24 protein-coding genes are annotated in these 25523 nt (G+C 26.8%); 4 read left to right on the top strand and 20 right to left on the bottom strand.

The annotated features are described in order from the left end of the window. The 5 genes from BN8917_RS10380 to BN8917_RS10400 form a co-directional block, all read right to left on the bottom strand. Entirely contained in the window at positions 1-534 is a 534-nt protein-coding gene (locus BN8917_RS10380; protein WP_066874138.1) for a biotin transporter BioY, read from the bottom strand. A 120-nt stretch (positions 535-654) separates the two neighbouring features. Then, positions 655-1188 carry a hypothetical protein gene (locus BN8917_RS10385; RefSeq protein ID WP_066874140.1) on the bottom strand — a complete coding sequence of 178 codons (534 nt, stop codon included), beginning with the start codon at positions 1186-1188 and terminating at the stop codon, positions 655-657. A 246-nt stretch (positions 1189-1434) separates the two neighbouring features. Beyond that, positions 1435-1587, bottom strand: coding sequence for a zinc-ribbon domain-containing protein (locus BN8917_RS10390; RefSeq protein WP_066874142.1), 153 nt, complete (start codon positions 1585-1587; stop codon positions 1435-1437). A gap of 479 nt (positions 1588-2066) precedes the next feature. Continuing rightward, a complete protein-coding gene (locus BN8917_RS10395) occupies positions 2067-2897 on the bottom strand; it encodes a Cof-type HAD-IIB family hydrolase (RefSeq protein ID WP_066874145.1) in 831 nt (276 codons plus the stop codon). An 80-nt stretch (positions 2898-2977) separates the two neighbouring features. Further along, positions 2978-3982 carry a zinc dependent phospholipase C family protein gene (locus BN8917_RS10400; protein WP_066874147.1) on the bottom strand — a complete coding sequence of 335 codons (1005 nt, stop codon included), beginning with the start codon at positions 3980-3982 and terminating at the stop codon, positions 2978-2980. Between the two features lie 810 nt (positions 3983-4792). Here BN8917_RS10400 and BN8917_RS10405 point away from each other — a divergent pair. After that, on the top strand, positions 4793-6052 hold the full coding sequence (locus tag BN8917_RS10405) for a 3D domain-containing protein (RefSeq protein WP_066874149.1): 1260 nt from the start codon (positions 4793-4795) through the stop codon (positions 6050-6052). A 50-nt stretch (positions 6053-6102) separates the two neighbouring features. Here BN8917_RS10405 and BN8917_RS10410 read toward each other — a convergent pair whose 3' ends face one another. Together BN8917_RS10410 and BN8917_RS10415 are read right to left on the bottom strand one after the other, a co-directional pair. Continuing rightward, positions 6103-7260 carry a hypothetical protein gene (locus BN8917_RS10410; RefSeq protein WP_066874151.1) on the bottom strand — a complete coding sequence of 386 codons (1158 nt, stop codon included), beginning with the start codon at positions 7258-7260 and terminating at the stop codon, positions 6103-6105. A gap of 188 nt (positions 7261-7448) precedes the next feature. Next, entirely contained in the window at positions 7449-7790 is a 342-nt protein-coding gene (locus tag BN8917_RS10415) for a hypothetical protein (protein WP_066874153.1), read from the bottom strand. Positions 7791-8062: 272 nt separating this feature from the next. Here BN8917_RS10415 and BN8917_RS10420 point away from each other — a divergent pair, with 272 nt between their 5' ends. After that, positions 8063-8368 (top strand): hypothetical protein, encoded by a 306-nt coding sequence (locus tag BN8917_RS10420; RefSeq protein ID WP_066874155.1) that lies wholly within the window; start codon positions 8063-8065, stop codon positions 8366-8368. Between the two features lie 70 nt (positions 8369-8438). On the opposite strand, the gene BN8917_RS10425 is transcribed toward BN8917_RS10420, so the two are convergent. The 4 genes from BN8917_RS10425 to BN8917_RS10440 form a co-directional block, all read right to left on the bottom strand. Next, positions 8439-8855, bottom strand: coding sequence for a hypothetical protein (locus BN8917_RS10425; protein ID WP_235829997.1), 417 nt, complete (start codon positions 8853-8855; stop codon positions 8439-8441). Positions 8856-9048: 193 nt separating this feature from the next. After that, positions 9049-9504 carry a hypothetical protein gene (locus tag BN8917_RS10430; protein WP_066874157.1) on the bottom strand — a complete coding sequence of 152 codons (456 nt, stop codon included), beginning with the start codon at positions 9502-9504 and terminating at the stop codon, positions 9049-9051. 114 nt (positions 9505-9618) lie between these two features. Beyond that, positions 9619-10158, bottom strand: a complete 540-nt coding sequence (locus BN8917_RS10435) for an ECF transporter S component (RefSeq protein WP_066874159.1) — start codon at positions 10156-10158, stop codon at positions 9619-9621. A 348-nt stretch (positions 10159-10506) separates the two neighbouring features. Next, positions 10507-11715 carry a BaiN/RdsA family NAD(P)/FAD-dependent oxidoreductase gene (locus BN8917_RS10440; protein WP_066874161.1) on the bottom strand — a complete coding sequence of 403 codons (1209 nt, stop codon included), beginning with the start codon at positions 11713-11715 and terminating at the stop codon, positions 10507-10509. Positions 11716-11955: 240 nt separating this feature from the next. Between BN8917_RS10440 and BN8917_RS10445 the strand changes: the two genes are divergently transcribed. Beyond that, entirely contained in the window at positions 11956-12660 is a 705-nt protein-coding gene (locus BN8917_RS10445) for a carbonic anhydrase (RefSeq protein WP_066874163.1), read from the top strand. 495 nt (positions 12661-13155) lie between these two features. After that, the gene (locus BN8917_RS10450) at positions 13156-13908 is read left to right on the top strand and encodes a carbonic anhydrase (protein WP_066874165.1); all 753 of its coding nucleotides are present in this window, start codon (positions 13156-13158) and stop codon (positions 13906-13908) included. A 52-nt stretch (positions 13909-13960) separates the two neighbouring features. On the opposite strand, the gene BN8917_RS14760 is transcribed toward BN8917_RS10450, so the two are convergent. The 9 genes from BN8917_RS14760 to BN8917_RS10495 form a co-directional block, all read right to left on the bottom strand. Next, entirely contained in the window at positions 13961-15502 is a 1542-nt protein-coding gene (locus BN8917_RS14760; RefSeq protein WP_066874168.1) for an HAD-IC family P-type ATPase, read from the bottom strand. Between the two features lie 207 nt (positions 15503-15709). Further along, positions 15710-18322: a cation-translocating P-type ATPase gene (locus tag BN8917_RS10460; RefSeq protein ID WP_066874170.1), complete on the bottom strand. Its 2613-nt coding sequence runs from the start codon at positions 18320-18322 to the stop codon at positions 15710-15712. A 131-nt stretch (positions 18323-18453) separates the two neighbouring features. Continuing rightward, entirely contained in the window at positions 18454-19086 is a 633-nt protein-coding gene (locus tag BN8917_RS10465; protein ID WP_084748597.1) for a TerD family protein, read from the bottom strand. A gap of 15 nt (positions 19087-19101) precedes the next feature. Continuing rightward, positions 19102-19674: a TerD family protein gene (locus tag BN8917_RS10470; RefSeq protein WP_235829998.1), complete on the bottom strand. Its 573-nt coding sequence runs from the start codon at positions 19672-19674 to the stop codon at positions 19102-19104. 46 nt (positions 19675-19720) lie between these two features. Further along, positions 19721-20338, bottom strand: a complete 618-nt coding sequence (locus tag BN8917_RS10475) for a TerD family protein (protein ID WP_084748599.1) — start codon at positions 20336-20338, stop codon at positions 19721-19723. 89 nt (positions 20339-20427) lie between these two features. Next, the gene (locus tag BN8917_RS10480) at positions 20428-22044 is read right to left on the bottom strand and encodes a toxic anion resistance protein (RefSeq protein WP_200754468.1); all 1617 of its coding nucleotides are present in this window, start codon (positions 22042-22044) and stop codon (positions 20428-20430) included. Positions 22045-22058: 14 nt separating this feature from the next. Further along, positions 22059-23597 carry a YceG family protein gene (locus tag BN8917_RS10485; RefSeq protein ID WP_066874173.1) on the bottom strand — a complete coding sequence of 513 codons (1539 nt, stop codon included), beginning with the start codon at positions 23595-23597 and terminating at the stop codon, positions 22059-22061. An 85-nt stretch (positions 23598-23682) separates the two neighbouring features. Continuing rightward, positions 23683-24444: an HAD family hydrolase gene (locus BN8917_RS10490; RefSeq protein WP_066874175.1), complete on the bottom strand. Its 762-nt coding sequence runs from the start codon at positions 24442-24444 to the stop codon at positions 23683-23685. Next, positions 24445-25512 (bottom strand): cysteine protease StiP domain-containing protein, encoded by a 1068-nt coding sequence (locus BN8917_RS10495; RefSeq protein ID WP_066874177.1) that lies wholly within the window; start codon positions 25510-25512, stop codon positions 24445-24447. It lies immediately after the preceding gene. Positions 25513-25523 lie beyond the last annotated feature (11 nt).

The following is a 25523-nucleotide window of genomic DNA, read 5'->3' on the forward strand; positions in this document are numbered from 1 at the left end:
TTAATATTTAAGCAAAACCCTAGATTTAATCTTTAAACCAAGTGATGATACCAGTATTAACTTTATAGAATCAAAAAATATAAAAGGAAAAACTGTAGTTATTAAGGCTTCTTTAAAACTTACATTCATAACTAAAGCAAACTGACTTGCCCCTAAAAAATAATCTATAAATAATGCTATGAACATAATTGCAATAACATTCTTTAAATTACTATTTTTTTCAGAAATATATCCTATTATAAATGCCATAATTGGAAAACCTATAATAAATCCACCTACTGGTCCTAAAACAATATTAAAACCTCCCTTGAAACCTGAAAATACAGGAAGTCCAATAATCCCAATAAAAATATATACTATTTGAGAAATAAAAGCCCTTTTAGCCCCAAGTAAAAATCCAGCTAAAGCAACGGCTAAAATCTGCATAGTAAAAGGAACTGGACTAAAAGGTAATGGTATACTTATTTGAGCCAAAATAGCTGTTATAGCTGCAAATATAGAACAATAAACTAAATCAATAGTTTTAAACTTCATAATAAACCTCCAAATATAAATGAGCTTTCATATTTAATATGATACTATAAATATTTTGATTATCAAAGTATTTATTTTTAAAAAATAGGCTATATCTACTAATATAGCCTATCTACTAAATTAAATATTAGCTAAATAAGTTCTAACATCTCCCTCATATATTTTTACATAATCCTCATCATTTACAAAATCCATCGGCTTTGTAAGTACAGGTGGAACTGCTAGATTTAAAATTTCAACTTCATTTAATATATCTGCTATAAGTTGAGAACAAAAATATCTATTGTTATGTTCTATTCCAGTATTAAACACCATACCGATTATGCCTAAATAATTATATTTATATTTTTCTTCTTCCTTTTTATATTCTTCTATAATCATTTTTATTTTTTCATAAGTCTCATCAGTAACTTCTCTTTCAAGAATCATAAGTTCTGTATTAGGAAACCACTCAGTAAATCTTTGCTTTACATCTTCTACTTGAAATCTAACAACCCAAAATTTATTTTTGCCTTTTCTCCCCATAGAATACCACCTAGTCTTGTCCTCTTCTAAAGCTAATGATACATGACTATATTGTGCTTTAGTAAACCATCTTATGAGCCTTGCATAAATTGTTCCACTAAAGGTTAAACAAACACTAATTTTTTTCATTTTCTTCCCCCATTTTTATAAGCTTATAATCACTCCCCACTAAGATTATAAGTCTAGGATTTATATAAAATACCCACTTAAAATATGTATATACATTAAACAAATTATTACTTATAAGTATCTTTTTGTATATAATTATAATATCAAACTCTCTTTTAGTCTATTAAATTTATTATTAATTTTGTATTACAGCAAATAAAAAAGACTATAAGATTTCTCTTATAGTCTGAAATTAGCTAATTAATATTATCTATTGTTTTGTTGTTTTCTAGCTCTTCTACAAGCCATACATCTCTTTGGTTCGTTATCGAATCCTTTTTCTTTGTAGAATTCTTGTTCTCCAACTGTGAATACGAATTCTGCTCCACAATCTTTACATATTAATGTCTTATCTTCCATTATAAATTCCTCCTTAAACTTAAAGAGATTACGATTAAATAATTCTCTGTTTTGGAGAAATTTATTTATCTCAGTAATTTCCTTATTTATACTACTAATTATATCACCTTGCATTTTATAAAACAAGATAGTTTTGATTAAATTTGAAATTTTTATCAAACTTTCTTATTATTTATCCACTTAATTTTCTTTACTTAAAGTGGCTCTAATGGCTAGTTTATAGCTACTCCCTTCAAGCACATTAATTATTTCTCTACTTATTCTAAGCTTTGATAATACTTCTCATTTTCTTTCTTATCAAAGAATAAATAGTTACTTATTCTATTACAATCTTAGAGAGTATTATATATTTTATTAAGTAATAATCAACAAATTAAATAAGAAGATATCCCATTTAAATATCTTCTTATTTTATATAATATTTTTTATTAAATTTTAAAATCCATAGCTTATATTTAGAAAATATATATAATAGATTTTTATTTTGTAAATTTTTCTATTAAATACTTAGCCACTCCATCTTTATCATTAGATAGTATAATTCCATCTGCAACTTCTTTTAAAGCTGGAACTGCATTCCCCATGGCATAAGCTTCATCAGCTATCTCGAACATTGGTAAGTCATTAAGATTATCGCCAAAACATATCGCTTTATTTAAATTGTATAATTCTTTTAAATCATTAATAGCTTCTGCTTTTGATGCATTTAAACTATGTATTTCGATAAAATAACATTCTTCATTATATATATCTTTATAATAGTTTACATTAATACCTTCTATATTCTTAAGTTCTTCATATATAAGCTTTATTATTTCTAATTTATCTAAAATCATGAAATTCACGACATCTAAATCATTTAAAGCCTCATCATAAGTCTTTACTTTTTTAAATGTCTTATACTCACTATTACATCTTTCCTTATAAAATATCTCATCAAGATCTAATACTAATTCTTTATGATAAACATATAAGTGATTTTCATTTACTCCATAAACAAAAGAATCCTTATTAAAAGTTTCTAATATATTTAATATTTTTCTTACTATATTATTTTCTATACTTCTAATTTTTAAATATTCCTTTTTATTTAGATCATAGAGTAAAACCCCATTCATTAATGCAACTGCAAAATTAACTTCAAGACCTTCTAACATTTCTACCACTGTACCTGGGGTTCTTGCTGTTGCAATAGTAAAGTTAAGTCCTTTTTCCCTTATAAGTTTATTAATTTCTATTTTAGAAAACTCTGATATTTCCTTTTTACTATTTAACAATGTCCCATCTAAATCTGATATATAAAAATCCATAATTAAACTCTCCCTCTAAACATGATTATATTTATTATATACAAATTATAACAATATTTCTTGAACATTTAATTAATGTACTATTCTAGATTACAAAAATAGTATAGAAATCTTGCTAACTGTATTTGAGTCATATTTAAAGTTCTAATTGCGCCTATCATTTGCTCCTGAGTATCATTTTTATTACAATCTTCTACATATGTAGTAGCATAACTAGCACTTTCTCTTCCTATATATTCACAATAATCATCTAAAGATAAGTCATTATTTTTTGTATATATATACTGAATTTTTTCAAGTTCACTCATATTTTCAACATCTAAATTATCATTTCTTACTAAATAATTAAAGTTTTCATTATCTAAAGGCATTGTATCGAGAAGAAAACTCTCATCCATATCTTCTCCAAAAAATTCTTTTATCTTATTTCCATCCTTTATCCAACATTTTACTCTACATTCAAAAGCGCCATGATTTGAAAATTTTCCTTCTTTAATACCATTAATATTAAAGTATTTAACTAAAAATTTTACTAGAGGACCTTTCTTATCTATCTGATTACTTACATGATGGGGTTCATTCATATCAGCTAAAAAGTGACAAGCATAACATAAATGAATCATTGCCCTTTTCCTATCCCCTCTTTTTTGAGCCTTAAGAGCCCTATGAACTCTTTTTTTAAATCTAAACATAGCAGTAAATTTCTTATTTCCAAAATAATTTGCTTCAGTCTTTGCATTATAAAAGTGATCTCCAAAAATATATAATGTCGAAAGAAAACTCCTATCTGGTTTCTTTGAATAAGAAGGTTTTAGTCTTTTTATACTTCTACTAATATCATCATGAAATACAACTAAATCTACATACCAATTTATATTTCTTTCAAATTCTAAGTTCTTCAAAAATTTTTTATTATCATTAAATGCAATATGATATGCTTGATAGAATAATACATCATGTGTATCTGCTCTTTTTAAAGATTCTTCTAATATAGCAGTAAGCCTTTCATCTACCCTTTTCTTCGGCTTACTTCTATGCATCATCATATTATTTATGTTCTCTTTTGTTTTCTCAATATCTATCATTACTAGATCCTCCCTGAATAGCTTAATTATATCACTTTATAATTTAAAATAGCTATTCTTATAAAAAACACATTGTTTCTTACAATTATAAAACACTTATATTTTTTATAATTTAATAAAATATTAAAAAACATCTTACTTATTATGTAAAATAAATCTAATTATTATTATAATTAATTATTTTTTTATCTATAAAAAATCAATTTACATACAATATAAAATATCAAAAAAAAATTCCTACATTATATATGAAGAAAAAAATTTTTTCTTCATATATCCATTGTTAAAATTCCCAGTATCATTCATATCATTTTTAGAGAATATATAAATGATATAGAAAGGAGTGATTTTATATGTCAAAGTCAAAAAAAAATAAGGCTCAAAAAAGTAATTCACAAAAAAATAATGGCAGCACAAAATAATTAATAAATTTACTGATTGGTATTTCACCTTAAACACCAATTAAAAATACATAAAATGTAAAAAAAATATATTCTTTTAATACTTTTTAGACGTATTTAAAAAAAAAATAAAAAAATTTTTCCAACGAACAAATTTTATATTTTCATAAAATTTGTTCGTGTTTTTTTATTTATAAGCTATTCTTTTTACATAAAAATACAATTACATTCTTTTCTAGAACCGAATTTTCTGTGTTTTATTTTTGTAACCTTTTTGTAATATTTTAACCCATTTTGGTATCCCCTCCCTATACAAAGTCTGAAAATATGTTATAATAGTGGAACAACGGGGAGATTATCTAAAAAAATAGGTGTTCTGAATTTACAAAAAGGAAGGGAGTACAGTTTTATGAAACATAAGATTCTATCTTTATCTCTAGCAGCAGCACTGCTTGGAGGTGTAAGTGTACAAGCTTATGCAACGCCGACTAGTAGCCTACAGGAGAATAAGACGAAATATACGGAATTAAACAGTAAAATATTAGACTTAAATTCTAAGATTTCAGATCTAAATATTCAAATAGAAAACTTAAATAAGAAGACTGAAGAAAATAATCTAAAAATAAACGAGACTAATCAGGAGATTGCTCAAACACAACAAAAAATAGATGCACTAAAAAAAGAAATTGAAGAAAAACAAAAAGCTCTTGGAGTTAGATTAAGTGCTATGTATAAGAGTCAACTAGACTTTAATCCAGTTGTTTTCTTATTAAGCTCTGATAGTTTTTCTGAATTCTTATCAAGACTTAATGCATTTAGTAAAATAATAACTTTAGATGATAATCTAATAAATTCTTTACTTGATAGTAAAAAGGCATTAGATGATAATATAAACAGTCTTAACGCTAAAGAACAAGCTATACAAGAATTACAAAAATCAACTCAAGAAAATATAGCTCAGCTTAACGCAAAAAAACAAGAACAAGAACAATCTATGGCTGAATTTAATGCAGAAAAGACTAAAGTTTATGGTGTTATAGAGCAAAATGAAAGTGAATTAATTAAACACTCTGTTGATATTATTAATTCATCTAATCCAAGCCTATCTGAACTTGAACAAGCTAAATCAAACTTAGAAGCGATTATGCCTCAATTAAGTATTGATTCTGTTAAAAATCAAGCTCAACAAGCTATAAATAATGCTAATGGTGCTATTAATTATATTAAACAACAAGAAGCTGAAAAAGCAGCTCAAAATAGCCAAGCAGTTCAAAATAGCCAACCTGGAAACTCAGGTGCTACTGGCTCTGGATCTACTAGCAACTCAGGAAGCGCATCAGGAAATAGTAGTCAAGGGTCACCAACAACAAACTATAAAAAAGTTCTTAATATGCAAGCCACAGCTTATAGCGGTGGAACAATAACAGCAATGGGATTACCAGCCGTAAGAAATCCTAATGGTATAAGTACTATAGCCGTTGACCCTAGTGTAATACCTCTAGGTTCTAAAGTATATATACCAGGATACGGTTATGCTATAGCTTCAGATACAGGTGGAGCTATAAAGGGTAACATAATAGATTTATTTATGAATTCAGAACAAGCATGCCTAAACTGGGGTAGAAGACCTGTTACAGTTTATATAATAGCATACCCTGGTCAATGGTAGTAAACACCTATAAAAAAAATAGAGAGCCTTTTACAGGCCCTCTATTTTTTTTATTCAATTATCTCACTATAATAAGCTACTTCTAATAATATCTTAAGTAAAGCATCTTTATTTATCTTTACTACTTCCGAATTCACAAATGAGCTATTAGTTATTTCTTTTTCATTGGTAGCCTTAATAGTTATCCCCTTATCATTAATATTTATTATCTTTAAATATAAAGCTCCTCTTTCTATATCTGAATACTTAGCTAAAATATCTCTAGATTTATTAGTTAGTTTAAAAATTATAGCTGAATTATCATAATTAATAAAATCACTATAATTTTCACACATATATGCTAATTTTCTAAAAAACTCTTCAACTACATTAGTATCTTCATTCCAAGTAGTTATTGCTGATATTTCACTTATTTTTATATCTGAATAATAAAAATCCTTTATCATTAAGTTAAATCCCTTATTAGTTTTAACCTCATTGGTTTTCTTAAAATCATCATTATAATAAATAGTTTTACTATTACTTATAATATGGACTATTGATTCCTTACTTATTAGATTAGCCAAACATATCTTTTTATTATTTTCATCTAAAAAGAATATATCATATAATCCTTCTGACACATTACTTATCTTTATCTTTGTATATAAATCTTCATCATATTCTATATAATCTATTAATTTACCACCTATTCTTAGCTTTTTAATACTCCTTAACATATTTAAAACATAATTTATCTTATAATCCGATATATTCTTATTACCAAATATAACATTAAACTTTAATTTAGTTTTTGACTCATCTTTTTCAATTAGAGGAACTTCATATAAATTTATAGATAAAATCTTCTCCCCTACTTTAGTATCTATATTAGCAATAAGTGTAGATTCTAATAAATTAATATCTAAATTTAAAAGATTACTAAATTCATTATTTAAAAACTCTATTATCTTTTTATTATCTAGATAAGGACTAATACTAGCAAGTTCATTAAAGCTATACTCGCCTCTCTCATCTCTACACTCATAATCATTATTTATACTCTTATTGAATTTATTATAATTTTTACTCTTATATTCATATACTTTATTCCCGTAAATATCTAAAAGCATAAACTTATCATCATTTATAAAACCTATTTCCCTCTTATAATCTCCATTTTCATAAATAATTTTATAGCCATTGTTATTTTGATTTAAAATTATCATATTAGTTACCTCACTTTTAATTTTTTCTCCCCTGTATCTAATATCATATGCTAGTGAAAATATAATAATTTATCTCAAAATAAATGTAATCCTACACACTTAAAAAAACTTCTCTACAAAATTCTGCTTTATTTTTATTTTATAATATAAAAAAGTAGCTATTCCAAAAGAAATAACTACTCTTTAAATTAATCAATTTCATATTTATCAACAACTATGAATTTCTCTGATTTTTTACTTCTATTTTCAACTTTAGTTTTTACTTTTTCTTTAATATCTCCAGCTTTATCTATTCCTTTATCTACAGCTTTTTCAGCTAAGTCTCCAACACTCTTTCCTATCTTATCACTATACTTTTCAGCATTTTCTGCTATCTTTTGTGAGATATTTTCTGTTTTCTTAGCTATATCTTCTCTTCCACTAGCCTTTGCAACAGATGAAATTACCTTACCAGCACCTTTAGCTCCTATTTCGGTAGCTTTTCCTAAAACATTTGATGAAAATCTAATTCCTTTTTTTAATGTCCCCATTGCATTTCCTCCTATGTTACTTAGTTATATACTAATTATAACAATATTTTATTACTATTGCACATCAAAATTCTTAACACTAAACCTCAAAATATTATATAAATACTACATATATTTCCGTCTTAAGACTAATCCTAATTATTGATACTTATATATAAAAATTAAATTATTACTGAATACTCATATTTGCAATTTTATCGTCACTTTTTTCTGATATACTAATCTAAAAAACTTTAATGTGATAATTATAAAAATAGTCGGGGTGATCTTAAATGAAAAATAAAACATCTATAAGAGCTGTTATAAATATTTTTTTAGTATGTTTAGTTTTCTTTACACTTAGCTTTTTAATAAATTATATGGCAGATTTTGATGCAATGAGTCCATCTCTTCAATCATTTTTAAATGCAGCATCAGCCTTGCCTTTAATAATGTTAATTAGTCTTATTGATGTTATCTTAAAAACTATTGAAGCTGAACATAAAGTATTAAAGATAATACTAGTAATTATACTTTTAATATTTGGATTAACGTATACATATTTATTAGATATTTTCTCAGTAAGAGCTTTACTTTAAATATTAAACAAAAAATAGCTATCCTAAATGAAAACATCATTTTGGATAGCTATTTCTTAAAAGAACTATATTAAAATTCTTCTACTTCTAACTCTTCTTCTTTTGTCATAAATTGAGTTAAGTCATTTGAGTTGCTCTTAGCAAAATCTAAGAATAAATCCTCATCTATTTCTTTAAATGCTCTAGTATTAACTAATACTAAGTCGTACATTCTTAAACTTACATCAGTTTTTCCAACAACTTTAACCATATCAACATTTTTAAGAGCTTCTAGTATTCCAGCACACTCTTTTTTGTCATTTATGATAGCATTATTTGACTTTGGAAGTTTTGTCTTTGAATCAAGTGTAACTGATTTAAAGAATTCTCCGTACTCATCATATAATTCTAATGCTATGTTATCTGTTTCTAAATATCTTTCCATAACACATGATAAGTGTAGTCCCTCAAAAGAAACTTTTTTATTAAACACCTTAATAGTTGTCATGATTTATACCTCTTTTCTTTTAATTATATAAGTGGTAAAATATATACTTCACTTTTGATTAACATATTAATTATAATTTAATAATCCAATAATTTAAACCTATTTTGCAATAAAAATTTAAAACAAAGTGAAAAAATATCATTTTATACCCTTTTTATACTAAAATTCGGCATAAATAATTATAATATCATTATTATAATTTTGATACATACATTTTAGAAAATTTTCCATGAGTTATTTTATATAATGTTCCCTTTGTAAATCTTGCCTTATAGTTAAATTCATATTTAAATTCTTTATTATTTTTATAATCTTTAAAGTAAACTACTGAATGATTGCTTTCACTTTCTTTATCACCTTTATATTCAACTCCTGTACATATAGCTGATGTAACAACATATGAATTGCATACAAAGTCAATTATATTTAATATTTCTGTTGATTTTATAGCTATTCCCATAATAAACACTACTGGGATTGCTAAAAATGCTATATTTGATTTATATAAAAAATCATATAAGCCAAATCCACATGCAAAACTAATTATAATTATTGCTACTAAATACATTATTGATGTTTTTATAGGTCTTCTATTTAAAGGAAGCTTAATATTATTACTCATAATTTTATTATTATTTACTATCTCCATTTTACTCCTCCCAAACAAATATGAGTACATCTTATATTTTCTGAGATTAATTATAGCAAATAAAAGTTTCTATAAGTTAACATTTTAATACTTTTTTAAAATCAAATTAAGCTATTATTTCTTTATTCTTTTAAATATTCCGACTAAAGGAATAGCTATTAAAACTCCAATTCCAACTCCTGTTATATCTCCTAATAAATGTGCTGTTGCATATGCAATACTTGCTGAGAATCCACTTACTACTTTTAAGATAATTCCACCTACAATTGCATTAGATATATAATATCCTACAACATCTAAAATAGCACCTAATATAAAAGCTACTATATAAACCTTTATATTTTTCTCTCTTCTTTTTTCTATATAATAAGCTGCTAAATATGCCATTAATCCCTTTATTACAAAAGTAAATGGAATCCAATAAATATAACCTGCTGCAAAATCAACTAAACTCATTCCTAAAGCCCCTGCTAAGAAAGCTTTTCTTTTACCTAGTATTACAGCTGATACAAATACCATACAATCTCCAACTTGTACAAATCCATTAATAGTAGGTATTTTTATAATATAACCACCTATAAATACTAAAGCTATCATTAGAGATGTTAATATCATCTCATTTATGCTATTATTCGCTTTTTCATTATTTCTCATAATTCCTCCGAGTAATATAAATTCTTATTAAATCTTAACTCTCTAAAAATTATATTGCAACTGTATCCATACATTTGATATAGCTCTTATAAATACATATAAAATAAAAAAAGATATCTCAAAAACTGAGATACCCTAAATTAAGTGAAGCTCCAAAATTTACTTTTGGCTAGCTGAACTTACTCATCAAATGCACATGAGATGAGTTTCCTAATTAAAACTCACTTTTAGCCAGTTGAACTTACTCATCGAATGAATATGAGACAGTTTCCTAAACACAACTTCAAAACCTGTTTTTGACCAGCAGAATTTACTGTTCAAATTCATATGAGATAAGTTTCTATAATCTTAATAATCACTTCCAGCTAAGAAACCTGTTGAAAATGCTATTTGCAGATTGTATCCACCAGTTTCAGCATCAACATCCATAACTTCTCCAGCAAAATAAAGATTTTTTATAAGTTTAGACTCCATAGTTGATGAATTAATTTCTTTTACACTTACTCCACCTGAAGTAACTTGAGCTGCATTAATAGTTAATAAATCTCTAGCTGTAAGCTTCATTTCCTTTATGTATGAAATAATTTTCTGTTCATCTTCTTTTTTTAGTTCATTTGCCTTAGTTTCTGATAAACCTAAAACATCTAAAATCTCTTTTATAAAATTCTGTGGTAATAATCCTTTTAAGTTATTTATAATATTTTTATTTGGATTACTTCTTATCATCTTTGATATTCCTTCTTTAGAAGTATTTTCAAGAAAATCTAATGTTACTTCTACTTCTTCACCATTTGCAATAGTCTTATTTAAATATGATGATAATTTTAAAACTCCAGGACCTGAAATTCCAAAGTGAGTAAATATCATATCCCCTGTTTGTTTAAATTTCTTTTTCTTAATCTTACTAGTAAGAACAACCTCTTTCATAGCTATTCCCTTTAAATTTTTGACAAACTCTTCTTTAATAACTAAAGGAATTAAAGCTGGATAAAAATCATTTATAGTATGCCCATACTTTCTTAATACCTCATGCATACTACCATCTGATCCTGTACCTGGATGACTCTTTCCTCCAGTTGTAATTATTACTTTATCAGCAAAAATCTCTTTTCCATTTGCTGTTACAATACCTTTGATAACCCCATCTTTTATTATTAAATCATCAACCATTGTTTTATATAAAACTCTAACGCCATTTTTTGAAAGGTCTTGTTCAAATAATTCAATAACTTCATCAGCTTTATCACTTTCAGTAAACACCTTTTGATCATATTCAACTTTATATTTCAAATTCTTCTTTCTAAAATAAGATAATAAATCTAAATTAGAGAAAGAATAAAAAGCACTATATAAAAATTTACTATTAGTAACTACCTTAGGAAAAAAATCTTCAATATCTCTATTATTAGTTATATTACATCTTCCACCACCAGTTAATTTTAATTTTCTCCCTATCTTACTATTTCTCTCTATTAAAATAACTTCATTAGTCTTAGCAGCAGTTAATGATGCCATTATTCCTGCAGGGCCTCCACCAACAACTATAACTTTCGCCATAATTACCTCCTAAACTTTTGCTAAAAATTATATTAAATATTAAAACCTACTTTCATAAATATAATAAGCATAAGCCTTCTAAATCAAATTTCATATTATAAAACTCATTACATTATACTATATCTTATAGGCTAACATCTATAATAAATTACTCTAATAATTATTTTGAATAATCAAATTTAAAACTGGTTATAACTAAATTTATAGAAAAAAATATAAATTTATCTAGGAGGTATATTTATGAAGACATTTGCTATAGTACTTATGTTATTATCAACTTTAAATTTTGTATCATGTAATAAAAATGCAACTGCTCCAACTCCCCCAGCAGCTCCATCACCAACTAAAGCTAGTCAAAATATTGTAGTTGATACAACAGTAAAAAATTCATCAGAAGCACTCAACCTATTAAGAGAAGGTAATAAAAGATTTGTTTCTGATAACTCAGAACTTGTAAATATAAATGCAGAAAGAAGGGAACAATTAAAAAATGGTCAACATCCATATGCAACAATAGTTTCTTGCTCTGATTCTAGAGTAAGTCCATCACTTATATTTAATGCTGGTCTTGGAGAAATATTTGATGTAAGACTTGCTGGTAATGTAGTTGATCCTGATGCTCTTGGTTCAATTGAATATGCAGTTGATCACTTACATACTCCTTTAATAGTTGTACTTGGACATCAAAATTGTGGAGCTGTAACTGCTGCATATGACACAGTTGTAAAAGGCACACCTGCTGTAGGTAATATGGCTGCATTTATAGATCAAATTAAACCTTCAGTAAATCCTAAGGGCTCTATTAATGATGCAATTAACAATAATGTAGATAGAGTTGTTAAACAAATTAAAGAAGATCCTATAATAAAGAATGAAATTGCTGCTGGAAAAGTTGAAGTTCTTGGAGCTTACTATAGTTTTGATGGCACAGTTACTTTTAAATAATTACTATAAAACATATTATATTTACATATAAAATATTGATTTTTAGAATATATCGAAATTATTTTGTAATTTTTTCGATATATTTTAATTTAATTTTAAATTTTTTAAGAACATCTTAAAAGCCCATATTTCGACATTTGCCTATAGATAAAATATATTTTTCTTCATTTTGTTTTAATTAAATTTACATTTTTCTATTTGTACAAACTATTTTTCTCTGATAAAATTAAATCATACAATATGTGTATAAATTACCAATTAAAAATTAACTAAATTAGGAATATTTTGTATATAATAATGTAATATTATATAACTTTTTTAGTAATAGTTTTAAATATTTATACAAAGGGATGTAAATGTTATCACAGAAGATAAAATACGGAATAATATCCCCCAAATTCAAATAATTTTAATGTTTATTAAAATTAAATAAGTTTTTAAAAACATTATTACACATATGTAAAAAAATTATTTAAATATCTAGGAGGAATTTCAATGAAAAAATTAGTTTTAGCAGTTATAATAGGCGGATCTTTATTATTAGCAGGATGTGGGGCTGCTGCTGCAACTAATGCAGGTAATAGCACACCAAAAGAAACTGCAACAACTGACACAACAAAAACTGCTCAAACAACATCAACAACAGTAGATGTTACTAAAACAATAACTAACCCACAAGAAGCTTTAAACTTACTAAAAGAAGGAAATGCTAGATTTGTAGCTGATAAATCAGAACAAAAAAATATTGATCAAAGCACAAGAAATACTTTAAAAGATGGACAACACCCATATGCAACAATAGTATCATGTTCTGACTCAAGAGTTACACCTTCAATAGTATTTAATGCTGGACTTGGTGAATTATTTGATATAAGACTTGCTGGTAATGTAGTTGATGATGATGCTTTAGGATCAATCGAATATGCAGTTGATCACTTACACACACCATTAATAGTTGTTATGGGACACCAAAAATGTGGAGCTGTTACAGCAACATATGATGCAGTTAAGAATCATGAAGATGTTCATGGAAAACTAGAATCAGTTGTTGAAAAGATTGAACCAAGTGTAAATCCAAATGGAACTGTTGATGAAGCTATCCATAAGAACGTTGAAAATATGGTAAAAGAAATAGAAAAAGACCCTATAGTAGCAGCTCAAATAAAAGCTGGAAAAGTTAAAGTTGTTGGAGCTTACTACGATTTAGATGGTAAAGTTGTATTCGACGACGCTAGTATAAATAAATAAGAAAATTATATATAAAGAAAAGGATTAATGGACAAGCCATTAATCCTTTTTATTATTCAAAAGATTGCTCTAAACTCACTTCTTTATTTCTATCTGTTACAATAAACTTTCTTATCATATCTACAGGTATTATAGTAATTGCTAATAAAGTTACTACTATCCAATGTTCTAAAGTTATTGGTGTACAATTAAATAAACTTCCACCCACAAATGTTAATAGTATTTGTACTACTACTATTGCTGCCATAACCTTTATAAAGCCCATATTTTCTTTTATATTCTCAAATAGATTTAATTCATCACTTCTTACATTGAATCCATTAAATACTGCTGCTAAAACAAATATTGAGAAATACGCTGTCATATGTTCTATTGTATGGAAATCCTTTGTACTATCAAACATCTCCATAAAGAATGGATGACGTAAGAAAATAAGACTAATAACTGTTACCCAAGCTCCTGAAAAAATAACTTGCTCCATCATTTTTTTAGAAACTATACTTTGACTTCTTGATTTAGGCTTTTCTCTCATATACTTTTTAAGTGCCGGCTCTGAACCAAGTGCTAAAGCTCCAAGTCCATCCATTATAAGATTTATCCATAAAATATGTGTTATACTTAATGGCTGTTCTATATTAAAGAATGGTGCTATTGCACTTACTGCAACAGCAGCAACATTTATAGTTAATTGGAATTTTATAAACTTAAGTATATTATTATAAATTGTTCTTCCATAAAGAATAGCATTTTCTATAGATTTAAAATTATCATCTAAAATAACTATATCTCCAACTTCTTTTGCTACATCAGTACCTGATCCCATTGCAAATCCAACATCTGCTCTCTTAAGTGCTGGAGCATCATTAACTCCATCTCCTGTCATACCACAAACAAGANTCATCCCGCTATAAGTTCCCCAATTTTGAACTGATTCAGCCATTTTTGATAATGGTGCTGCAAAAAATGAATAATAAAACTTACCTCTAGCAAAATTTTCAGGATAAATAGGGTATGGCCATTCATTAATTGGTAAATTTGTTTTATAAGCAACATTTATAAGTAGTTTATTCGCTCCAAGTTCATTAACTAAAGCTTCTTTTTGTTCTTTGGTTCCATTTAAAAGAATATCCTGTTGGGTTTTAGTTAAATTAATATAGCCACTATTAGGTACTTTATTTTTTATTGCATTATAAACCATTTCTCTAAGCGCACCAACTGAAAGCCCCATTTTATATGCTTTAGCACCAAGTTCAGCATAATCTTGACCAGCTGCAACATCTATTGTAGAAAGATCACTTGGTAAAGTATTAGAATTATTACCTGTTACAGCTTTACTTACAATAGCTACTTTGGGATTATTTACAGTAGTATCTATATTATTTGAACTATGATCTACAGATACATTATCTTGTGTAGTTGAACTAGTATTCTTTATATTTTCAGAGTCAGCTTTATTTACTGCTATTTTATTATCATTTATTTGATTAGTTTGAACTGTATTTTTAACTTGTGAAGTATTGCTAAAACCTATATAACACGCTACTCCTCCAATAACTACTACTGCTACAATTATTCCTATAAGTAATTTCTTCATTTGTTTTCTCCTTCCAATTCTTCAAATATAAGTTTACACCTAAAGCTTATAATAAAAGAAAAACTTTAGTAACAAAATAATGGAATAACTATAACTTATTAGAATTTAAACTTATATAAAATTTATTTATTCTTTAAACTTAAATTTTATATAACTATTAACAAAACAAAAAAAGAATTGCCTTAAAAAAGACAATTCTTTTCTTAATTATTTCACAGCTTTCATAACTGTTTTTCTTATCATATCTACTGGTATTATTGTTAATGCTAATACTAATATTAGCAGCCAATACTTAGCTTCGAAAGGATAGCAGTTAAATACATCTCCACCTATATAAGTTATGATAACTTGAACTACAAGTATTATTCCCATAACCTTAACAAAGCTCATATTTTCTTTTAAGCCAGAAGTTATATTTAGACTATCTGTTCTTACATTAAATCCATTGAATACAACTACAAATACAAATAATGAGAAGTATGCAGTTGTTAATACATGTTGATTTTCAAACATATTCACAAATAGAGGTAACTTTAAGAATACTATACTTAATGCAGCTAACCATGCACCTGAAACTAAAACCTGTCCCATCATATCTTTTGATACAATACTTTGACTTCTTGACTTAGGTTTTTCTTTCATATAACTCTTAAGTGCTGGTTCTGAACCAAGTGCTAAAGCTCCAAGTCCATCCATTATAAGATTTATCCATAAAATATGTGTAATACTTAATGGTTCTGCTACCCCTATAAAAGGTCCTATTGCACATACTGCAACAGCAGCAACATTTATAGTTAATTGGAATTTTATAAACTTAAGTATATTATTATAAATTGTTCTTCCATAAAGAATAGCATTTTCTATGGATTTAAAGTTATCATCTAAAATAACTATATCTCCAACTTCTTTTGCTACATCAGTACCTGATCCCATTGCAAATCCAACATCTGCTCTCTTAAGTGCTGGAGCATCATTAACTCCATCTCCTGTCATACCACAAACAAGATTTAATTCTTGTGAAAGCCTAACCATTCTTGATTTATCTGTTGGAAGAGCTCTAGCTATAACTTTTAGATTAGGTAATAATTTTTTAACCTCATCATCTGAAAGCTTATTTAATTCTTCTGAAGTTAATGCTAAATCACTTGATTTTTTAATAAGTCCACAATCCTTAGCTATAGCTACTGCTGTTTCTTTTCTATCACCAGTAATCATAACTACTTGAACACCAGCATTTTCAACATCTAAAATAGCTTCTTTTGCCTCTTGTCTAACTTCATCCCTTATACCAACAAAACCAACGATAACTAAATCATCTGGTAATTCATTTTCAGTAAGAGGTTTTTCACTATATGCAAATGATAAAACTCTCATAGCTTTAGCTGCTAACTCATCTATCTTTTTATTAATCTTATCTTTATCTATATCTATAATATTTCCATTAGCATCTATATATTTTGTAGCTTTTGCTAATAATCTTTCAGGTGCTCCCTTATAAACAGTTTTACCATGTAATTCTGAAGCAGAATATTTATTAGTAGAATTAAACTGCTGTATATTGTCTACTTTTAAAGCAGAATATTTATTTAACTGCTCTTTCCCTAAATAATTAAGTAAAGCTTTATCTGTTGCATTTCCACCTATTACAACTCCATTAGCATCAAACATTGCATCTGTATTCTTACCTATGCATAGTGAAATTATTTCTTTAATTTCAGCACTACTTTCATATGAATTTTCTATATTTCCATCGAAAAACTCTACAACTTCTAATTTACCTTTAGTTATTGTACCTGTTTTATCACTAAATAATATATTTAATGAACCAGCAGTTTCTATACCTATTGGTTTTCTAACTAAAATATTTTTTTGAAGCATTTTTGCAGTATTCTTCATAAGAACTATGGCTATCATAAGTGGTAAACCTTCTGGAACTGCCATTACTATTATTACTACAGAAAGCATTAAAGTTTCTAAAACATCTTTAAATATATTAATAACTGGCATTGCTGTATAAGCAGCAATACCACCACTTATAATAATCTTATGAATCATAAGTGCTAGACCTATTACTGTTGCCCCTATGTATCCAAACTTTGAAATCTTATTTGCAAGATCTGTAAGCTTTATTTTAAGAGGACTATCTACACCATCCTCAGCCATATCAGCAGCCATACATCCCATTACAGTTTTCATTCCGACTTTTGTTACTGTCATAACTCCCAATCCATTTACTGTAACAGCTCCTCTAAATAAAGAATGCTTATCTACAAAAATCTCTCCTGTAATAGCAGTTTCTGATTCAATATCAATATTTACAGAAGAATTTACAGCAACTTTTTTACATTCTTCTGATTCTCCATTTAATGATGAATTATCTACACTTATGTTACCTTCAATAAGCACGCCATCAGCTGGTATTTTATCTCCTGATTGAAGAATTACATGATCACCAACAACTATATCATCTACTAATATTTCTATCGCCTGTCCATCTCTATAAACTTTACATTTATCTTTTTCAGCTTTTTCTTTTAATTTTCTATACTCATTATCTGATGCCATTTCTGTTTTTGCAGAAATAAAAGTAACAAGAAATACAGCTATTACTATTCCTATTATCTCTCCCCATTCTGCATAACCAAATATACACATAATAGCTAATATAGCTGCTATAGCAAGTAGCAATTTTATCATAGGATCTCCAAATGCTTCTTTGAATTTATCAAAGAAAGTTTCTGGAGCAGCCTCATGTATTTTATTATCACCATATTTTTCTCTACTAATTTTAACCTGTTCATTACTTATGCCTTTCAACATAACTTACCCCCTAACTAAATAATGTTTATTCACCAGCATTTTATTTCTAGCTTTTTAAAGAATTCACTATTTTTTACATCAAAATTTATAAAATATACATGCGAAAAAATTTCCGCATGTATTAAAATAAATTATTGGTATAAAGCTAAAACTCCATTTAAATCTGCTATTCTACCTTCACCTATAGCTTTAAATTGCCACTCCATACCTGCTCTATAAAGTTCTGCAAATATAACAGATGTAGCTGTTGATCCATCTTCTTTTAGATTGAATCTACAAATTTCTTTTTCATTTTGTTCTGCATCTAAAAGTCTTACATATGAATTGTTTATCATTCCAAATGTTTGTCTCTTTGCAGCAGCATTATGAATAGTAACTACAAAAACTATTTTCATAATAGAACTATCTATAGCTGATAAATCTAATGACATTCTTTCATCATCACCATCCCCAGCTCCTGTTCTATTATCTCCTCCTAAAGTTACTCCTTGTCCATTAGGATTATTAAAGAAAATAACATTAGAAACAGTGTTAAATTTATTATTAGCATCTAATAAAAATGCTGCTATATCTAAATCAAAATCTGCTCCATTAGTAGCAATATCCCAACCTGCACCTAAAATTACTTTTTTAAGTCCTGGATTTCTTTTAGTTAAATCTAAAATATCATTTTTATTTAGATTTAAAATTCCACCTTGTGGTACATTATTCATTTGATTGTTGTTTGATAAACTTCCAAAGTTTCCACCTAAATTTATCGCCATATTAAAACACCTCTTTTATTTATATCTATCGAAAAGACTAGACACAGTTGCATCCATTAGCTCTCCTCTTGCTTTAAAACTCCAGTCTGAGTCATCTCTATTTAACTCTGCAAATAATATTGCAGTATTATCTCCACCATCTTCAGTTAGATTATATCTACATATTTCTGTGTTACCTTGATCTTCATTTATAAGTCTTACATAAGCATTTTTAACCTTTGCAAAACTTTGCTTTCTACTTTTAGCATTATATATAGTAACAGCAAAAATAACATTATGACAGTCAGCAGGTAATGAATCCAATTTAACAGAAATCATTTCATCATCTCCATCGCCTTCTCCTGTCCTATTATCTCCATGTAGATATATACCTGTTTGTCTTTGATTACCAAAGTATATTAAAGAATTTTTACCTAATATTTTTTGATTTTTATCAAGTAATAGAGCAACTAAATCTAAATCATAATCTGCTTGAAAGCTAAAGAATCCTTTCTTAACTACATCCCAGCCTGCAGCTAACATAATATTATTTAAACTCGGATTTTTCTTAGTTAAGTTTAAGACCTCATTTTTCTGTAAATTTAACACTATAAAATTCTCCCCTTCAAATCTTTAAAATAAGTAATACACTTTTCTACATATATAGACCTAAAATTCCATTTAAATCCGCTATTTTTCCTTCACCTATAGCTTTGAATTGCCATTCATATCCGTCCCTATGAATTTCAGCAAATATAACTGATGTAGCTGTTGATCCATTTTCTTTTAAATTAAACTTACATATTTCTTTTTCATTATTTTTTGTATCAAGAAGTCTTACATATGAATTTTCAACCATTCCAAATGTTTGTCTCTTCATTTGAGCTTCATGTATAGTTACTACAAAGACAATTTTTTTAATATCTTGTCTTATTTGTGATAAATCCATTTGAATTCTTTCATCATCACCATCTCCAGCTCCTGTTCTATTATCTCCTAAAAGTTCAATTCCTTGACCTCTCATATTATTAAAGAAGATAACATCATCTGGAACATTTGCTACTTTTCCATTTTCATCTAATAAGAATGCTGCTATATCTAAATCAAAATCAAATCCATTATTAGCAACATCCCAACCTGCTCCTAAAATTACCTCTGTAAGACCTGGAGCTTTTTTAGTTAAATTTAAAACATCATTTTTCTTAAGATTTAAAGCATTAACATTATTATTTGCTCCAATATTCCCCATCATTCCACCTAAATTTATTCCCATATAATCAACTCCTTATACATTTTTCCTAATTATAACATAATATTACCAAAAAAACATTCTTTTGGAGTTACATTAGAGATACAATCATTTTAAGATTCTGCTATATTTCTTTTCATATTAGCTTTGATAGTTTCTAGCTTATGTGAATTTTCTCTTCTTTGTTGTCTATTAGCTTCTTGTATAGCTTTTGTATCTTCGATACCTTTCATAATTGTTTCAAATGACTTTTCTAAAGTTTCAATAGCAACAGAACTTCCTGAAGCCATCTTAGCTATTTCAACTGATTGTCTAGCTGTATTTTGTGCATTTCTCATAATAAGCTCATTTGTCTTATCATCAAGTTGTTTAATTGATTTTGCTTGTATTTCTTGTCTTTTTAATATTACAGCTTGAGCTAAGCATTGCTTAAATATAGGTAAAGTTACTATAAATGAAGAATTAATCTTTCTCATTAAGTTGAAGTTAGACATTTGTATTGTTTGAATCATAGGTGCTGCTTGTATAGCAACATTTTCTGCTATTTGAAGATCATAAACTCTTTGAGATAGCATTTCTTTGCTGACTTCTAACTTTTGAATAAGCATTTGCTTTTCTTCTTGATTCATTGAATTATCCATAGGAATTTGCGTTAAATATCCATCAATTTCTTCCAATGCCATTTCACCAGCAACTATATATTTTTCTAATAATCTATAAAATTCTAAGTTTCCATCATATAATTTCTTTAAATGTGCATTTGATTCTCTTATGTCATTTTCATATTTCTTTAATAAAACATAAACCTTTTGAACTTCATATCCCATAGTATCATACTTTTGGAATAGCTTTGCAACTGATGTTCCTACATTTTTAAATATTTTAGAAATCATTGAATCTGGCTTTGCATCTTTGATTTCCTTAACATCAAATTTATCCATTATTTTAGTTAAGCTTACAAGCATTTCACTTGCCTCTTCTGATTTAACAGCTCTCATTGAGTTAAGAAGCTCATCTGATATCTTAGAAATATTATCACTAGCTTTTTGACCAAAATTTATTATTGAATTAGTGTTTTGTATATCTACTTCACTAGTTAAAGCTTGAACTTCTCTCATTCCTCTAAGTCTTTGTTTATATTCACTAATTTGTGCATTTATTTGTTCTACTGACATATCACCAGTTTGAGGCATCATTTCTCCACCTTGGTTATTAAGTCCTATATTAAGTCCCATACCTTGATTTTGATAACCATACTGCATATTATTTTGTTGATATCCCATATTATTTTGAACTTGTTGGTATCCATTATTCACACCTTGCTGAACTTGCCCATATTGCATTGGATCATTCATAGCATTCATATTATTATTCATTCCATGCATATTAGCTTGCATATTATTTTGATATCCCATATTCATGTTTGGATTTCCATAATTCATTCCATTATTCATACCTTGATTATAATTAGGATTCATATTTTGATTATATCCACCCATGTTCATCCCTTGATTTTGTTGATGATTTTGGTTATATCCTCCCATATTCATATCATGATTTTGTTGATAATTCTGATTATTCCATCCCATATTCATTCCTTGGTTTTGCTGGTTATTTTGATTATTCCACCCCATATTCATCTCTTGATGATTAGCTCCCATTGAATTCATATCTTGATTATCTAAATCAACATCTATAATATTTTCCTTGTTGAATTCATCATTATTCATATTCTTTATCCTCCCTAAAACACATCTAATATTTTTGATAAAAATCCTTGCTTACTACTACTTAAACTTTTATATTTTGAATTATAATTCATTTCATCTAATCTTGTTATATTAACAGATTCACTATTAATAATATTAGTTATATTAAGTAAACCTGATGGATTAAAAATAACTATATCCATGCCTATTGTGTGAAGATATCCAAATAGCATAAGCATATTATCTGAAATTTTATCTTCATCATTTAGATATACAACTAATTTAGGTACATAGCTTGTAAAATCAAAATTATCTATAAGCCTAATTATATTTTCATTCATAGATAAAACTAAAACAAGGAATTTTAATTTATCTTCTTTTGTAAGTTGTTTTGCAAAAATATTTTTATCTTTTATTGCCTCATTGAATTTATTTAACAATAAATTTTGAATCTCTTCACTATATTTACTAAATGAATATAATGAAGTCTTTTTAATTTCTTCTATATCAAAACTTCCATCACTCAACTGAGAAAACATAAGCTCATACATATTACTATTAACTTTTGTTTCATCTGAAATCATTCCATTATTAAAGAAAATTGTATTTGGTGACTTTATGCAAAAATCAACAAGCTTTTTAAAGTTTGAAACATCTCTATATTGTCCATCTATCTTTTTAAAGAAACATGGAACTGTAACTAAATCACCTTCAACTTTAAATCCCTGTCTTAGTTTAGCTTGTTCTTGCCAATAACTATACAAATCTTCTACTATTCCATCTATAAGAACACTCTTAGTATAACCATCTCTAAATTGCCAAGGCATATACATTCCAGTTCCTGAGAATAATTCTCTTTCAACATCTCTTTGTATTTTCTTTGTTATGCTTTCAACATTATCAATAACTTTACCTTTGGCTGCTTTTTCTTTAAAGCTTTCTATCTGTGATATACCCATTCTTTCTTCACGAATACTTAAATGATCTATATCTATACTATCCCAATGTTCTTCCTTTAATGGATTTATATATATAACATCAAAATTCATTCTATTAAGCATTATTAAAAAATAAATCGCATGTCTATCTATATTTCCATAATAAATACATCTAGGATTTAAATCAGATTTATAATCTAAATCCTTTAAAAATGAATATGCCCATACAATAAGCTTTGTTATAAAATTATTTCTAACACTATCATTAAAGAAGTTTTCTGTTCTAACAGCAATAGAAATTACATATTCTAAAGCTTTTAAAAAATTAAGATTTACTTCAAAATCATTAAATATAGTAATTTCCTCTCTAGATATATTAAAAATATCCATAGTATTAAGCTCATTATAAATATATTGTATAAGTTCCATTTCCCCTATTAAAGGTAAATCATTATCAAATATTATAGAAGTACTTTTATTTTCATCGCATTTTAATTCTAAAGTTTTTAATGAACTATTATATTTTTCTTCATTTTCGACACCTATAAATCTATAAAAGTATGGCTTAAAGTTACTTTCTGTACTTCTTTCAAACTTTTTTCTAAATATAGAGTGAGTTAATTCTAGAATTTCCATAATAAATTTTTTCCTCCTCTATAAAAATAATTAATACTTTAATTATATCATCTTTAAGAGTAAATTTAATTATTTTAACTATTTGTTAACTATCTATTTTTTCTAATTCCTCACCTATATAATCTAATAAGTCTTCAGTTGAATAAATCCCTTCTTTTTCGGTAATAAAAGCATCCTTATGTCTAAAACTAGCATGCTTTGGCAAGATAGCTTTTCCTCTTGTGGTAAAGTCTTTGTCAACATAACTATCTCCTGCTGTAATCAAATTATTTAACTTATATTTATCAATTAAATAATCTAAAGCATTTATCTTATTTATTCTTTTATCTATAATAAATATTTTTACTCGTATTTGTATTATCTCTATATTAGCCTCAAATTTATCTCTTAATACTTCATAAGCTATTTTTGCTTCATTCATATCTTTACATTTTATAGTTATATAAAAACCTTCAATATTTCTTATTTCAATACAATCAATATTTAATGATTCTATAAAATTTATCTGCTTATCTATTTCTTCTGGAATAATTAAATTTTTCATTCTTTTATCCCATTCTAAATCTAGCTCTCCATTTATATATATCTGAGCTCCATTACTACAAATTATTATTTCAGGCTTGTACTCTTTTATAAAATCAATTCTTAAAGTTTGCTCTATATTTCTCATTGTGCAAGGAATAAAATTAAATTCTTCTTTTTCTAACAGTTCTTTTAATTTATTATAACTATCATCTGTCATATAAGTTATTTCTTTATGACCTATATACTCTACACATCTAAAGCCTTCATTTTTAGCATGTACTATAGTCCTATCTAAATCTGTTACAAAATCTATTTTCTTCATTTATTTATCTTTTCCCTCTATTATTGCTATTGCTTTATAATCACTATCCTTATATTCTCTTATCTCTAGCTTCTTTTCCCTAGCTATATTAACAAGTTGTCTAACACTTTGGTCACTAATATCTTTCAATAATAACATCTTAGCTTTTCTTCTTATTAAAACTCTAGAAGCTTCCCCTACACTTAGCTTTATAAGATTTATATCATCAACATTATAGATATCTTTAATCTTAATAGTTACATCTTTAGCATAATCTCTATCTTCTTTTTCAAATTTAAAATTTTCTAAATTCTTTCTAAATAAACTACTAATTCTATCAATATATAATTGTGAATAATCATATTCCTTTAAATAATCAATCATTTTTGCGCCATGAAACTCATTATCTTTTATATATTTATCACTAAGGATAGTTCTACTAACAAGACCACTAACAGTTGAATTTAAAATTGATGTAGGAATAGCTATATCTTCTCTAGTTCCATAAAACTTACTAAGCTTTGCTGGATCTGCAATAACAGCTAGTGAATTATCAACATTCTGATTATTTTCTCTATTAAATATCTCTATAGATTTTTCTAATTCTCTAATTATAGAACCTTTTCCTGTCCAAGCATCTACAAATTGAATCTTAGCTTTAGGATGATTCTTTAAAATATATTTTAAGGCATTATAATCTACACCTTTCCCCCTAATAATTGATATACTATAATGCTTTGTCTCTACACCATATTTATATCTTAAATATTTCTTCATTAAAATTCCATAAGGAGTCCCTGCTCTTGCAAGAGATACAATAATCAAATCATTTCCTTTTTCCTTATATATAGCTTCTGAAATTTTTGCCACATAATCAGCTATTTTTTGTCCATGAGTCTCAAGCATTTTAAAGAAATCCTTTTCTCTTGCTTTTGTAGGCTTATCCTCCTTAGATATTGTTTCTGAATAGCTAATCCCACTTCTTATAATCTTTTCTTTTTCTTCTACACTTACCTCTGACACTGTATCTGAAATATCTTTTAAAAGGAAAGTACAATCATCCTTATAGCTGCCATTTATTAATTTCACCTTGAATCTCC

This window comes from Clostridium mediterraneense (genome assembly GCF_900091705.1).
Taxonomy (GTDB): domain Bacteria; phylum Bacillota; class Clostridia; order Clostridiales; family Clostridiaceae; genus Sarcina; species Sarcina mediterraneense.

What these genes read in the sequence shown, in the direction of transcription:
- BN8917_RS10380 (WP_066874138.1), bottom strand. Translation starts at nt 534, where the DNA reads ATGAAGTTTAAAACTATTGATTTAGTTTATTGTTCTATATTTGCAGCT.
- BN8917_RS10385 (WP_066874140.1), bottom strand. Translation starts at nt 1,188, where the DNA reads ATGAAAAAAATTAGTGTTTGTTTAACCTTTAGTGGAACAATTTATGCA.
- BN8917_RS10390 (WP_066874142.1), bottom strand. Translation starts at nt 1,587, where the DNA reads ATGGAAGATAAGACATTAATATGTAAAGATTGTGGAGCAGAATTCGTA.
- BN8917_RS10395 (WP_066874145.1), bottom strand. Translation starts at nt 2,897, where the DNA reads ATGGATTTTTATATATCAGATTTAGATGGGACATTGTTAAATAGTAAA.
- BN8917_RS10400 (WP_066874147.1), bottom strand. Translation starts at nt 3,982, where the DNA reads ATGATAGATATTGAGAAAACAAAAGAGAACATAAATAATATGATGATG.
- BN8917_RS10405 (WP_066874149.1), top strand. Translation starts at nt 4,793, where the DNA reads ATGAAACATAAGATTCTATCTTTATCTCTAGCAGCAGCACTGCTTGGA.
- BN8917_RS10410 (WP_066874151.1), bottom strand. Translation starts at nt 7,260, where the DNA reads ATGATAATTTTAAATCAAAATAACAATGGCTATAAAATTATTTATGAA.
- BN8917_RS10415 (WP_066874153.1), bottom strand. Translation starts at nt 7,790, where the DNA reads ATGGGGACATTAAAAAAAGGAATTAGATTTTCATCAAATGTTTTAGGA.
- BN8917_RS10420 (WP_066874155.1), top strand. Translation starts at nt 8,063, where the DNA reads ATGAAAAATAAAACATCTATAAGAGCTGTTATAAATATTTTTTTAGTA.
- BN8917_RS10425 (WP_235829997.1), bottom strand. Translation starts at nt 8,855, where the DNA reads ATGACAACTATTAAGGTGTTTAATAAAAAAGTTTCTTTTGAGGGACTA.
- BN8917_RS10430 (WP_066874157.1), bottom strand. Translation starts at nt 9,504, where the DNA reads ATGGAGATAGTAAATAATAATAAAATTATGAGTAATAATATTAAGCTT.
- BN8917_RS10435 (WP_066874159.1), bottom strand. Translation starts at nt 10,158, where the DNA reads ATGAGAAATAATGAAAAAGCGAATAATAGCATAAATGAGATGATATTA.
- BN8917_RS10440 (WP_066874161.1), bottom strand. Translation starts at nt 11,715, where the DNA reads ATGGCGAAAGTTATAGTTGTTGGTGGAGGCCCTGCAGGAATAATGGCA.
- BN8917_RS10445 (WP_066874163.1), top strand. Translation starts at nt 11,956, where the DNA reads ATGAAGACATTTGCTATAGTACTTATGTTATTATCAACTTTAAATTTT.
- BN8917_RS10450 (WP_066874165.1), top strand. Translation starts at nt 13,156, where the DNA reads ATGAAAAAATTAGTTTTAGCAGTTATAATAGGCGGATCTTTATTATTA.
- BN8917_RS10460 (WP_066874170.1), bottom strand. Translation starts at nt 18,322, where the DNA reads ATGTTGAAAGGCATAAGTAATGAACAGGTTAAAATTAGTAGAGAAAAA.
- BN8917_RS10465 (WP_084748597.1), bottom strand. Translation starts at nt 19,086, where the DNA reads ATGGCGATAAATTTAGGTGGAAACTTTGGAAGTTTATCAAACAACAAT.
- BN8917_RS10475 (WP_084748599.1), bottom strand. Translation starts at nt 20,338, where the DNA reads ATGGGAATAAATTTAGGTGGAATGATGGGGAATATTGGAGCAAATAAT.
- BN8917_RS10480 (WP_200754468.1), bottom strand. Translation starts at nt 22,044, where the DNA reads ATGAATAATGATGAATTCAACAAGGAAAATATTATAGATGTTGATTTA.
- BN8917_RS10485 (WP_066874173.1), bottom strand. Translation starts at nt 23,597, where the DNA reads ATGGAAATTCTAGAATTAACTCACTCTATATTTAGAAAAAAGTTTGAA.
- BN8917_RS10490 (WP_066874175.1), bottom strand. Translation starts at nt 24,444, where the DNA reads ATGAAGAAAATAGATTTTGTAACAGATTTAGATAGGACTATAGTACAT.